Source organism: Proteus terrae subsp. cibarius (genome assembly GCF_011045835.1).
GTDB lineage: Bacteria > Pseudomonadota > Gammaproteobacteria > Enterobacterales > Enterobacteriaceae > Proteus > Proteus cibarius.
In genome coordinates this window covers 1986287-1999596 of sequence record NZ_CP047349.1, presented here as the reverse complement: position 1 = coordinate 1999596, position 13310 = coordinate 1986287, and the positions used below count along the sequence as shown (strand labels likewise).

Below are 13310 nucleotides of genomic sequence, written 5' to 3'. Positions count from 1 at the left end.
TCTAAATGTGCATAATTCCTAGTAAATTAAAGATGATATTTTTTTATTAAGGTTAGTGGCAGAATAAGAAGAGTTGCTTCAGAATTAGACTTATTTATATCAAAGGATAATGAAATCGTAATGTTTGGTTATCGTGGCGGAATTCCTAAAATTCGTTTTGAAACACAAAGAATGGTCATTCGTTTAGCATACGAACGAGATGCTGAAAGATTGGCTGATTATTATACATTAAATCGTCGTTTTTTAATTCCGTGGGAGCCCGTAAGAGATAAAACTCATTATATACCCTCTGGTTGGGAACACCGTTTACAATATATGAATGAATTACACCGACAAGAAAGTGCTTTTCATTTTCTGTTATTAACACAAAAAGAAGATGAAATTATTGGTGTCGCTAATTACAGCAATGTTATGCGTGGTGCTTTCAATGCCTGCTTTTTGGGCTATTCCGTCGGTGAAAAATGGCAAGGCCAAGGCTATATGTCTGAAGCTTTAACGGAAACACTTCGTTATATGCAACGACAGCAGGGAATGCATCGTATTATGGCTAATTATATGCCCCATAATTTACGTAGTGGGAACTTATTAGCTAAACATGGTTTTGAACGTGAAGGGTATGCCAAAAACTACCTGCAAATTAATCAAGAGTGGCGAGATCACGTACTGACTGCATTAACAACGCGAACTTATTTTAAACGTTAATATTGGTCATATGGAAGAAAAGCACTGTTTATAATTATATTAAAAACGTTGTTATGTCAGTGCTTTTAGCCTCTTTTTAATGATAATCTTAATATCTAATAAACCATCTAATCCGTTTTTTTCAACATATAGTACCAATGTTGAATATGGAAAATAGACTGTGTTAAGCGTGATGATTCTTCTTTTTCAATATAGAATCCATTCTTTTGATACAAATAAAGCGCACCTTCATGATGAGTATCGACATAAAGTGACAAATACGCTTTTTTCAGAACATCTTTACTATATTGGGTTATCCACTCAAGTATAGCGTAGGCAATGCCTTGTCCTTGATATGATGATAATACGGCAATATGTGCCAAGTAAGCTTCATTTTTATTTGGCGTATAATCAAATAAAGAAAAGAAAATCTTTTGCTTAATATAATGAATAATACCAAAACGCCAATAATTTAATGATAGTGTTTTAATAAATGGATTTGCAATAAAGTCGTTTTCTTTTATTACTAAACAAAATGTTGCGATAATTTTTCCATTATCAGTGACAACAAATTGTTGGCTATTTTTTTTACAGGCTAATGAATTCCAAATAGCTTCTAATTGCTGACGTTGATTAAGATTAGTGCTATCAATATTAAAAGCATTTAATTTAAAACGAAATGCTTGTGCAAATAATCGAATAATTTCAGGAATATCTGAAGGTTCTGCAACACGAAGCTGATAGTGTTCATTAAGTAATTGCATGATATCGTTACTCTGCAATAATAGGGTTAACTTTTTAGACTGTTTGGTCTAGTTATTTGTAGACTAATCAGTCTAATTTATTTTGTCCAGAGATTTTTAATGCTATGAACAAGACTGTTACTGAAAAACAAAAAGCGAAAATGAAGCATATCATTGATGCTGCAATACGTTGCTTTGCTGTAAAAGGTTTTCACTCCACATCAACAGCAGAAATCTGTCATGAAGCGGGTATGAGCCCGGGAAATGTATTTCATTACTTTCCAAATAAAAATTCGATTATTGAAGCGATAGCGTTAGAAGATGCACTGCTATTTGATGATATTTTTTGTCGCTATGAAGCCGAAGAAGAGTGCATTCAAGCAATTATCGATTTAATGAAGGAAATTATAGAGCTCTATAATCATCCAGAATATGCACGTATTAGCATTGAAATTTTTGCTGAAGCTTCACGTAATGCGAGCATTCACGAGATTTTTATTGAAAATGAAAGAAACAACAAACAGCGTTTGATTGCAATGCTGAAAAACGGTATTAAAAAAGGGCAGATAGACTCAACACTTGAGCCGGAAAAAATTGCAACATGGCTGTTAGTTATCGCAGATGGTTCAATGGGAAGAAATATTATTGATCCTGAATTTAATGAAAGAGAGAACCAAACTATGCTGGAAGTGATGTTGAGAAAAATGCTCACAAAGCCATAAATTGCTATTTTTTAATCGCTTTGGTTAGTCGTAGATAAACAGAGTCACAGTATATTCTTAGCTAATTGAAGATTGATTTTTCGATGTGAGAGACGGAGTATAGTCCCTTTCTTTTTATTCCATTCAACACAAATTAGAATGACTTTATGAATTTACTTAAATCACTTGCTGCAGTGAGTTCTATGACCTTATTTTCACGGGTACTAGGATTTATTCGTGATGCAATTATTGCGCGTATTTTTGGCGCAGGTATGGCAACCGATGCCTTTTTTGTTGCTTTTAAATTGCCAAACTTATTACGTCGTATTTTTGCAGAAGGGGCATTTTCTCAAGCATTTGTTCCTATTTTGGCAGAATATAAAAATCAGCAAGGTGAGGAAGCAACGCGTACTTTTATTGCTTATGTTTCGGGTATGCTGACACTTATTTTAGCCGTGGTCACAGTGATTGGTATTATTGCTGCGCCTTGGGTGATTTATGTTACAGCACCGGGTTTTAGTAGTTCACCTGATAAATTTCAATTAACGACTGACCTATTACGGATCACTTTTCCTTATATTTTTCTTATTTCATTAGCTTCATTGACGGGCTCTATTTTAAATACTTGGAATCGGTTTTCAGTACCAGCTTTTGCACCGACGCTCCTCAATGTCAGCATGATCTTTTTTGCTTTAGTGGTTGCCCCTTATTGTAATCCTCCTATTATGGCCTTAGCGTGGGCTGTTGTTGCGGGAGGAATATTACAACTTGGGTATCAATTACCACATTTGAAAAAAATCGGTATGCTTGTTTTACCGCGCATCTCATTTAGAAATAGCGGTGTTTGGCGTGTCATGAAATTAATGGGGCCTGCTATTTTAGGGGTTTCTGTTAGTCAGATATCGTTAATTATCAATACGATTTTTGCTTCTTTTTTAGTTTCTGGCTCAGTTTCTTGGATGTATTACGCAGACCGCTTGATGGAGTTACCGACAGGGGTATTAGGGGTTGCATTAGGTACAATCTTACTTCCTTCATTATCTAAGAGCTTTGCCAGTGGTAATACTGAAGAATATAGAAAACTGATGGATTGGGGATTAAGACTGTGCTTTTTATTGGCACTGCCTTGTACTATTGGTTTAGCGGTACTATCAGGGCCCTTAACTGCATCTTTATTCCAGTATGGTAATTTTAATGCTCATGATGCATTAATGACACAACAAGCGCTAATTGCTTACTGTGTTGGACTAATGGGGCTGATTATCATAAAAATCTTAGCACCGGGTTTTTATTCTCGTCAGGATATTAAAACACCCGTAAAAATTGCGATTGCCACATTGATCCTCACACAATTAATGAACCTTGCGTTTATTGGTAGTTTAAAACATGTGGGTCTTGCGCTCTCAATTGGTATTGCAGCTTGTTTCAATGCCTCTATGTTGTTTTGGCAAATCCGTAAGAAAGATATCTATCAGCCTTTAGCCGGTTGGCCTGTGTTTTTATTAAAACTTGTTATTGCGCTTGCTGTAATGGGGGCTGTGCTAGTTGGAATGTTGTGGGTCATGCCAAGTTGGGATATTGGCAGTATGCTAATGCGTATCTTACGTTTGCTATTAGTTGTAGTCGTCGGAGCAGGAAGCTATTTTGTTGCGCTGTATGCATTAGGGTTTAGGCCTCGTCATTTCTCACTACGTGCTTTATAACTGATAACACAAACTCCTCGCTTTTTGTATAAAAGTGAGGAGTTGGAAAATTAACAATGTTTTTATCAAGAGAACTCTCCCCGTCTAGAACCTTTCTCTATTTTTAGACTATTTATAATGCAACATAGATCACACTTCTAGCATTTAGTTACACGATTTCGGCGCCCCTTAGAAAGAAAAAAAAGTAAAAAAGAAGCAAAAATCATTTTTCTTGCTCTTTTTTTTATTAAATTTTTTTTTCAATTTTTAAATGATTTATACAGTATTTAGGCGTTGGAACACACTTTTTAATGTTTATTGATAAGTTTATCTAAACATTAATCATATCGAATATCTTTAGACAATTTGTTTACTAGTAATGAGATTCTACATAAAGTAAAAAAATAGACACTATATTCTAAGCACTTACGGTTTGACGAATTATCTTTTTTTAGATAAACTCTCTTGTGTTGTATAGGTTTAAAAATTGACACATCTGTTAAATATTTCTTACTTAATGATGAGATATTGCAAATATTTCAAAATATTGCAGTATATTTTAAAACATTTGATTTTTTTGATTTAAGACATATTATTATTTCTTTATTCAGGTAGATTAACCGTGACTGTAAAGTTATTTGCTTGTTATCGTTCAGTACTACTGAAAGTGATCATATCTATTTTGTCTGCGCTTCAAATAGGTAACACGATTGCTGGGGATAAGCAGTAAACAATAAGTCGTGTGAATAATGAAATTAATGCTAAATCTATTATTAATAGATAATTAGATTACTGAGAATTCAGTATGGTACACTAATTATTGCTTTCATTTGTCCGCCGTTGTTTTCTGTTTTTCCCTCTCTTTTCTATTCCTTCTCAATGTTTCCTGTTTTTTTCATTAATAGCTCAATAACTCAAATATTTTTCCATTTATTCGTTATACTCAAGTCAGTTACAAGGCATGTTTAGTTTCTAGTTTAATGACTACTAAATAATCGACTAACGATTGTTAGTAAAAATAAAAATAAAAGAGTGTCAAGGAGTTACTATGAAAAAAGCACTTATCCTTTCTGTATCTTTAGCTACATTGTTTCTTGCAGGTTGTACTGCTGATGGAAAAATTAAAACTTCAAGACTAACTCCAGTGAATTGTGTGGGCGTTTTTGATAAAACAAATGAGAAAGTTAGCTTTACAGCTAAAGATGTTGACCAGCGCTTATACAGCCCCGATAAGCCTATTGATAGTGTTGATGGTTGGATTGACAGCAAAGATATTTCAGGATTATTGTGCCAGGATGTTATTACGGCTAACGAAGATTAATTATTCCGCCGTATTGGAAGTTTGATTGAGCAAATTTTTTGTAAGTTATATTGGCTAAATAATTTAGAACTGACAAATAAAAAACCGATGGTGAATTGCCATCGGTTTTTTTATCGCTATTATTTGAAAACAGAGATAAATTACATTCTATCTACGGTTTCAATGCCTAAAGTGTCTAAACCTTGTTTTAAGGTTCTCGCGGTTAAACGAGCCAGTTTTAAACGGCTTTGGCGAGTGTTTTCATCTTCAGCAGATAAGATAGGGCAGTTTTCATAAAAGCCAGAGAAGGCTTGTGCCAGATCATACAGATAAGCACACATAACGTGAGGCGTTCCTTCACGGGAAACTTGCATAATGGTTTCATCAAACTGGACTAAACGTAATGCAAGCTGTTTCTCATGAGATTGTGTTAGCGCGATAGGTTGCGTTAACGCATTTTCATCAATTTCTGCACGTTTGAAGATTGAAGCAACACGAGTATAAGCATATTGCATATAAGGTGCTGTGTTACCTTCAAAACTTAACATCAGATCCCAATCAAATATGTAATCTGTTGTACGGTTTTTTGACAAGTCAGCGTATTTAACAGCGCCGATACCTACAACGCGAGCAACATTATTTAATTCGTCTTGATCCATATCTGGATTTTTTTCAGCAATTAATGTACGTGCTCTTTCTTGAGCTTCATCAAGTAAATCGGTTAAACGAATAGTGCCACCAGAACGAGTTTTAAACGGACGACCATCTTTACCTAACATCATCCCGAACATATGGTGTTCAAGTGACATTGAATCAGGGATGTAGCCTGCTTTACGAACAATCGTCCAAGCTTGCATTAAGTGCTGGTGCTGACGAGAGTCAATATAATAAAGTACACGATCAGCGTGTAATGTTTCGTGACGGTATTTTGCACAAGCGATATCAGTTGTTGTATATAGGTAGCCACCGTCTTTTTTCTGAACGATAACACCCATAGGTTCGCCTTCCTTGTTTTTATATTCATCAAGGAAAACAACCGTTGCACCTTCACTTTCTACTGCAAGCCCTTTGGCTTTTAAGTCGGCAACAATACCCGGCAACATTGGGTTATAAAGACTTTCACCCATAATGTCATCTTCGGTTAATGTGACGTTAAGGCGTTGATAAGTCACCTGGTTTTGTTGCATGGTGATATCAACTAATTTGCGCCACATTGTACGGCAGTATTCATCACCACTTTGTAATTTCACAACATAATTACGAGCACGCTCTGCGAATACTTCATCTTCATCATAATGTTTTTTCGCTTCACGATAGAATTCTTCGAGATCAGATAATGCCATATCGGCAGCATTTTCATTTTGTTTCTTCTCTAAATACGCAATTAACATACCAAATTGCGTACCCCAATCACCAAGGTGATTAGCACGAACAACATTGTGACCTAGGAAAGATAAAGTACGCGCACTTGCATCACCAATAATGGTTGAACGCAAGTGGCCAACGTGCATCTGTTTTGCAACGTTTGGCGATGAGTAGTCGATAACAATAGTTTGAGGTTCAACAGGTGTTACGTTTAGATGTTCATCTGCCAATGCGTCTTCAGCTTGCTTTGCAACCCATTGTGGGGATAAAAAGATATTGATAAAACCCGGGCCTGCGATTTCAACTTTATCTGCAACATCTGTAATATCGAGCTTTTCCAAGATCTTTTCTGCGAGTTGTCGGGGTGGGATCCCCATTTTTTTTGCAGCTCCCATGACACCATTTGCCTGATAGTCACCAAATTGTACTTTGGCTGACTGACGGACAAGAGGTTCGCTATCAGCGGGTGCGCCAGCAGCACACATTGCCACACTGATTTTTTCTGAAAGAAAAGCCTGAATATTCACCGGGTTACCTTAAATTATTGAGAAAATAAAACCTGACGACAGAAGTCTGACAGGTTTCTTATAAAGAATTAGGATTAACCTTGAATTTATAACATATTCCGGCTAGAACATGCTACCATCTCGGCCTTATCTTTAAGGTTTTTTCTCTGCTTTTTCATTAAGGTTATTCAAAATGGTGTTATTTTCTTCAATTCCTCAATTAAATGATTTAACTCACGAGCTTTCTTTGTTTGAAGAGAATATGACATTATTTGCCGATACTCTGGGTATAGATTTATCACTTTACCTCACGGATCATGTATCGTTACGTTGTCACGATTTAACATTAGCAGAGCAGTGGCGAACAGGGTTAAGTCAGTGTGGAAAGTGTATTTCTGATAATGTGATTAATGGGCGACCAATATATCTATTTCAATTAGAAACACCATTAACTATTTTAAATCAATTTGTTTCAATCGTTGAGTTGCCTTTTCCCACAAATAAAAAATATGAATACCAAGGTTGGGAGCATATTGAGCAAGTGATCTCTGTTGAACCCGATGATTTAGTGAATAAAGTTATGTCGTTTTTACCTCAAAAGTTACCTGAGAGTGTTAGCTTGAAAATCAGTGAACCTAAAGGTGAGAAAGAGCGTCTACCTAATCCAACAGTGGCTATTTCTAATGGAAAAGTCACAGTGAAGTATCATCCTTATTCGTTACTTGAAATCGTAGAAAGTGAGTGTTGAGCGACACTTTCAGAAAATAGTTTGCTTGTGTCAGCACAAAATTCTGATAGCGGAATTGAATGAATAACGAGATTCGACAACTATTGTTAGTAATCGCTAAGAAATGATATTTATTTTCTGATTACTTTCTTTATTAAGGATGGAGAGGGATGATATGGCTACGTTGGAGATTTGTTGTTTTGGCGCTGAATGTGCGTTGGTAGCAGAACGAGCAGGTGCAGACAGAATAGAACTGTGCACGAGTCCAGCAGAAGGTGGTATTACGCCAAGCTTTGGAATGCTACGACAAGTCAGAGATCTGGTTCGTATTCCCGTTCATCCTATTGTTCGCCCTCGTGGTGGCGACTTTTGTTATACACAAGCTGATTTTTCAGCAATGAAAAATGATATTAGCTTGATCCGTGATATGGGATTTTCAGGGGCAGTTGTTGGCCTTCTAAATGAAGAAGGGCATATTGATTTACCTAAAATGGAAATTTTAATGGAGCTTGCAGGCCCATTAGCCATTACTTTTCATCGCGCTTTTGATATGTGTATTAATCCATTGTTAGCGCTAGAACAACTGACTCAGCTAGGTGTTTCTCGTATTCTAACATCAGGACAGCAGGCAAACGCGGAATTAGGTTTGCCGTTATTACGAACGTTAAATGAAAAAACACAAGGCCCTATAATTATGGCAGGGGCTGGTGTAAGACTCAGTAATATCCAAAAATTCCTAGATGTGGGATTAAAAGAAATACACAGTTCAGCAGGAAAAGTGGCACCTTCAACAATGATTTACCGTAAAGCCGGTGTAACAATGAGCTCTGATAGCGAAGTAGATGAATTTACGCATTACTGTGTGGATGAAGATACGGTTGAAGCGATGAAGGATATTATGAGTATTCATGCACCATTAGCATCTTAATTAGCACAAATTAAAGATTTTAGAACTGCGCCTTTATGGCGCAGTTTTTTACATAATCTCGTCTAATAACAACGTATGTGTAATACCACAGCGTTCCACAAAAGCTTCATCATGCGAAATCAGTAATAATGTGCCCTGATATTCAACGAGTAAATTTTCCAATAGTTGTTTGGACTCGATATCAAGGTGATTATCTGGTTCATCAAGTAATAATACCGCAGGTGGTTTTGGACTATGTGTTAAAGCCAATAACGTTGCTTTTAATTGCTCGCCACCACTAAGTTTTCCAAGCGGTAGTAAAGATTTATCACCTCTAATTCTCAACATCCCAAGGCGTGTTCGCCATTGTTCGATAGAAATGGCGGGCTGATATTGGTGTAGTGCTTGTGCAACAGGCAATGTTTTATCAAGTAAAGCAAGGTGTTGATCGAGGTAGCAATAGTCTTTGTTTAGACGAAACTCACCAGAAAGAGGTATAATTTGTTTGATCAAACATTTTAATAATGTTGATTTCCCACACCCATTCTTACCTTTAATATGCCAATGTTCATTACCATAAGCTGAAAATGAAACAGGGTGCGGATAACCATATGGAAGTTGAAGATTATCAACAAATACATTTAAACGGTGACCATCACTTTGATAATTCAACACTATTTTTTGTTGATGAACATGTGATTTTTCGTCATCGATACCTTGTTTTTGAGATTGCATATCATCAATTACGCGTTGATAACGCTTTGCAACCGCTGATTGTCTCTGTTCAGCCCGATTTGTCTGCATATCCAATAAAAGTAAGCATTGAGAGCCACTTTGCCTAATTGATTCGCCTTGTCGTTTCCGTTGTGCTGCTTTTTGTAATGTGGCTTGTTGTTGGCGTTTTTCATTTTTAATTTGGCTGTTTAGTCGTTCACTTGCGGCTTCCAACGAGGCTATTTCTGCACTTTTTTGTGTCTCATATAAAGTATAATTTCCCCCATATTCAGATAAACCTTTCTCACTTAATTCAAGAATAGTGTCCGCATATGAGAGCAAGTTTCGACTGTGGCTAACAATAAGAGAGCCAGCTTTGTGCTGAGCTAACTGTTTTATTAGCCATTGTTGTCCTTGATAATCAAGGTGGTTATCTGGCTCATCTAAGAGTAGAAAACTCTGCTCGCATAAAAAAGCGCGACAAAGTGCTAAACGTGTTTGCTCTCCACCACTTAGATGTGCAATAGGGGTATCTAATGCGACTGGGAGTTGTGCTGAATCTAATAAATTCTGCCACGTAACAGGAAGTTGCCATTTGCCATCAAGTAACTCAATATCTTCTAATGTAGCAATCCCCGAATCAACACGTTGGAATGCTTGGTAAACTTCATGAATATCTAACGCTTGAGCAAGTGTATCGCCTTGTAATCGGGTTAACTGATCAACGTGAACAAAAGGCATATTCCAATTAACTTGACCTGATGTCGGTAATATTTTTTGTGCTAATAATCTTAATAGTACAGATTTTCCTTTACCGTTATGACCAATTAATCCATTTTGCTGACAAGCCAATGAGCGAGTTAATGGTGGAAAAAGAGTTTGTTGATTAAATTCGATAGTAATTTGTGAGAAGTGACAGGCTATTGTCATAGAAATACCTCCTAAACAAAATAGGTGGCAGACAGCCGTGATCTTTTTTAGATGCGACGAAATAAATTATTGTCTGCCAGTAACAGAAAATAAATACCCAAAAGGTATTTGAAAAAATTTTCTGGCAGAATTTAATTCATCGTAGGGAAGTGCCTTCTTAAAAAGAAAATAGGATAGGGAATGTAACTCGCTAATTATAGCGATAAACATGTCCAGGTCAATAGGTGATTAACGTCGTGATCTGCGTGTTGTTTTTTCTCTGCTATAACTAAATTTAATTTTTTTATAAAGAGGTGAAAACATTGTAATTGTCAGAAAAATAAAAGGAATAGTATATAAAAGTGTTCCTAACGCCATACCAACATGAGGTGCATTAAAATATTCACTATGTGAGGTAATTAAATTTAAGTAATTTACTTTGTCTAAATATTCAGGTGTTAATCCACCATAAGGAACAATAAAGCGAATTATTGCAATTAAGAAGATGCAGAATAGAAAATTGAGTGTCATATATGCGGAATTAAGAATATTTTTATTCCAGTCCTCTCTACTTTTTGCTTGATAGCTACCAATAAGGCGATTAGCGATAATAACCGCGTAGAGCCAAAGTACAATGTTTTCATCGCCCATAACAAAACTATTAATCATAAAGGCGAATACGCTATAAACAGGAATAAGAACAAAAATAAGTTTAGTTCGTGCTAATACAGCCATAAACAAACCTGAATGAACAAGAATAAACTCAAAGATAAAAATAACGCTTAAATTATAAATGGTTTGAACGCTAAATAACGCGGGATAACACCATGCGGTAATAATAAAAGCGATATAAAAAAATTGAGTAAAATAATCAAACCAAGAGAATAATACACTGATTTTACGCTGTAATGGCGTAAGTATAATAGATGACTCATTTTCCAAAAAATTTTGATTAGAAAAAAAGAGTTCTCGTTTTTCATTTTCTTTTCGGTACTCATTAAGAGCCAGAGATTGCTGTTTTTGTTGTGCGATCCTTTTTTGTTTAGCTTGTTTATTTTCTTTATATTTCGCCATAATGTTCTTTTATAGAGTCAATTTTATCGCTATAAATACGATTTAAGTTAGAATAAATGATTTTAAAACATTTAGATTGATATAGAAAAAAGGATATCTCTATAAGATACCCTTTTTATAATGATTATCTGTAACACACTTAAAATAAATAAATCTTAGGGTTTAGTTGCAATTAATATCGCACGTTTAGGTGCGGGATAGCCTTCAACTGTTTTTGTTTTATCATCAGCATCTAAGAATGCGTCTAATGAATCCGTTACCATCCAATCTGTTTTGCGTTGTTCATCAAGAGAGGTTGTGTTTTCATCGACAATGCGCACATCTTTAAAGCCACATTTTTCTAGCCAAACTTTTAGCATTTTTGCAGATGGAATAAAGTACACATTACGCATTTGCGCATAACGTTCACCTGGGATCAGGCATTGAAATTCATCACCATCGACAACAAGGCTTTCTAATACTAATTCGCCACCAGAAACTAATTGGTTTTTTAATTGCCATAAATGATCGAGAGGTGAGCGGCGATGATAAAGTACACCCATAGAGAATACGGTATCGAAGGCATTTAATTCAGGCATTTGCTCAATACCAACAGGAATTAAATGTGCGCGTTGGTCATTACCTAATAATTTTCTGACTGCTTCAAATTGACATAAAAATAGTTGAGTAGGGTCGATCCCGACAACAAATTCTGCACCTTCACCTAACATCCGCCACATGTGATAACCACTGCCACAACCAACATCTAAGACTAAACGGCCTTCAAGTGGTGAAAGATGAGGTAAAACACGATCCCATTTCCAATCTGAGCGCCATTCTGTATCGATATCAACACCATAAAGTGAAAATGGACCTTTACGCCACGGCATTAAATTTTTTAAAACATTACTTAATCCCAGTTGCTCGCCTGCGCTTAACGCCGGTGTATGCTGAGCAATTACGCCATTTTTCAAATCAATCTCAGTAGGGGTAATCTCAGGTAAACCATCGAGCATTCTTTCCCATGAGGAAAAGTGACCGTGTAACGCATTTGAGCGCCATTCTGATAATTGAGCAGGTAATGTATCTAACCAATGAAATAAGCGCTCATCTTGCGCAATAAGTTGATAAAACGAGCCAAAATTAATCATTAATTATTGCCTTTAATCGCTAAAAGAGAGCCGAAATTAAAACATTGGAACCAAACTTCCGCATGAGGGAAACCCGCATTATGTAAGCGAGTTTTATGTGTTTCAACAGAATCGGTCAGCATGACATTTTCTAACATGCTGCGTTTCTGACTAATTTCTAATTCGCTATAACCGTTAGCACGTTTGAAATCATGGTGCATATTAAACAATAACTCACCAATTTCTTTATCTTCAAAACTGAATTTTTCAGAAAGTACTAACACTCCGCCGGGATTAAGACCTTGGTAAATTCGGTTTAATAATATTTGACGATCGTTTGGCGCTAAGAATTGCAACGTGAAGTTCAGCACGACCATTGAGGCGTTGTTGATCTCGATATCAAGAATATCACCTTCAATAATATCAACGGGTGTATCTGCTTTATAGGCATCAATATGGCGCTGACAGCGTTCTACCATTGCAGGTGAATTATCAACACCAATAATTTTGCAACCAGCAACATCAATATTACGACGCATGGAAAGGGTTGCTGCACCTAAAGAACAGCCTAAATCATAGACTTGGCTATTGGGTGTAACGAAGCGACCTGCAAGCATACCAATCATGGAAATAATATTAGAGTAGCCTGGTACTGAGCGTTTTATCATATCAGGAAACACTTCAGCGACTTTTTCATCAAAGCGCCAGTCACCAAGATTAGCGATAGGTGTCGCAAATAAGCTGTCTTGTTGTGATGATTTTGAATTCGACATAACTAAAATAGGTTTAAGGAATAAAAGAAGCAAGCATTCTACCAGAAGCGACGGTGCTCACAAAGTTGCATTATTTAGAAAGAAATTGGAATAAATGAATAAACCTTTTTGATACCTTG

General features: G+C 36.2%; 12 protein-coding genes. 6 read left to right on the top strand and 6 right to left on the bottom strand.

Annotated elements, in window-relative coordinates; all coding sequences use genetic code 11:
* Positions 1–120: 120 nt before the first annotated feature.
* Entirely contained in the window at positions 121–702 is a 582-nt protein-coding gene (gene rimJ, locus GTH25_RS09340) for a ribosomal protein S5-alanine N-acetyltransferase (RefSeq protein ID WP_075671035.1), read from the top strand.
* A 107-nt stretch (positions 703–809) separates the two neighbouring features.
* On the opposite strand, the gene GTH25_RS09335 is transcribed toward rimJ, so the two are convergent.
* On the bottom strand, positions 810–1445 hold the full coding sequence (locus GTH25_RS09335) for a GNAT family N-acetyltransferase (protein ID WP_099660347.1): 636 nt from the start codon (positions 1443–1445) through the stop codon (positions 810–812).
* Positions 1446–1549: 104 nt separating this feature from the next.
* Between GTH25_RS09335 and GTH25_RS09330 the strand changes: the two genes are divergently transcribed.
* The 3 genes from GTH25_RS09330 (at position 1550) to GTH25_RS09320 (ending at position 5128) form a co-directional block, all read left to right on the top strand.
* Positions 1550–2146 carry a TetR/AcrR family transcriptional regulator gene (locus GTH25_RS09330; protein WP_075671039.1) on the top strand — a complete coding sequence of 199 codons (597 nt, stop codon included), beginning with the start codon at positions 1550–1552 and terminating at the stop codon, positions 2144–2146.
* 146 nt (positions 2147–2292) lie between these two features.
* A complete protein-coding gene (gene murJ / locus GTH25_RS09325) occupies positions 2293–3828 on the top strand; it encodes a murein biosynthesis integral membrane protein MurJ (protein WP_075671041.1) in 1536 nt (511 codons plus the stop codon).
* A gap of 1027 nt (positions 3829–4855) precedes the next feature.
* Positions 4856–5128 carry a hypothetical protein gene (locus tag GTH25_RS09320; RefSeq protein WP_075671043.1) on the top strand — a complete coding sequence of 91 codons (273 nt, stop codon included), beginning with the start codon at positions 4856–4858 and terminating at the stop codon, positions 5126–5128.
* Positions 5129–5268: 140 nt separating this feature from the next.
* On the opposite strand, the gene argS is transcribed toward GTH25_RS09320, so the two are convergent.
* A complete protein-coding gene (gene argS, locus GTH25_RS09315; protein ID WP_075671045.1) occupies positions 5269–6999 on the bottom strand; it encodes an arginine--tRNA ligase in 1731 nt (576 codons plus the stop codon).
* Between the two features lie 172 nt (positions 7000–7171).
* On the opposite strand from argS, the gene GTH25_RS09310 reads away from it, so the two are divergent.
* Both GTH25_RS09310 and cutC read left to right on the top strand, forming a co-directional pair.
* Positions 7172–7726, top strand: a complete 555-nt coding sequence (locus tag GTH25_RS09310; protein WP_075671047.1) for a VOC family protein — start codon at positions 7172–7174, stop codon at positions 7724–7726.
* Between the two features lie 154 nt (positions 7727–7880).
* Positions 7881–8633: a copper homeostasis protein CutC gene (cutC, locus tag GTH25_RS09305; RefSeq protein ID WP_099660349.1), complete on the top strand. Its 753-nt coding sequence runs from the start codon at positions 7881–7883 to the stop codon at positions 8631–8633.
* Between the two features lie 48 nt (positions 8634–8681).
* Here cutC and GTH25_RS09300 read toward each other — a convergent pair whose 3' ends face one another.
* From GTH25_RS09300 to cmoA, 4 genes are all read right to left on the bottom strand, one after another.
* Positions 8682–10256: an ATP-binding cassette domain-containing protein gene (locus GTH25_RS09300; protein WP_075671051.1), complete on the bottom strand. Its 1575-nt coding sequence runs from the start codon at positions 10254–10256 to the stop codon at positions 8682–8684.
* A gap of 228 nt (positions 10257–10484) precedes the next feature.
* Positions 10485–11309, bottom strand: a complete 825-nt coding sequence (locus GTH25_RS09295; RefSeq protein WP_099660350.1) for a hypothetical protein — start codon at positions 11307–11309, stop codon at positions 10485–10487.
* Between the two features lie 155 nt (positions 11310–11464).
* Positions 11465–12439, bottom strand: a complete 975-nt coding sequence (gene cmoB / locus GTH25_RS09290) for a tRNA 5-methoxyuridine(34)/uridine 5-oxyacetic acid(34) synthase CmoB (protein ID WP_109419830.1) — start codon at positions 12437–12439, stop codon at positions 11465–11467.
* Positions 12439–13191 carry a carboxy-S-adenosyl-L-methionine synthase CmoA gene (gene cmoA / locus GTH25_RS09285; protein ID WP_075671144.1) on the bottom strand — a complete coding sequence of 251 codons (753 nt, stop codon included), beginning with the start codon at positions 13189–13191 and terminating at the stop codon, positions 12439–12441. The genes cmoB and cmoA overlap by 1 nt, the downstream gene beginning before the upstream one ends.
* Positions 13192–13310: the final 119 nt, after the last annotated feature.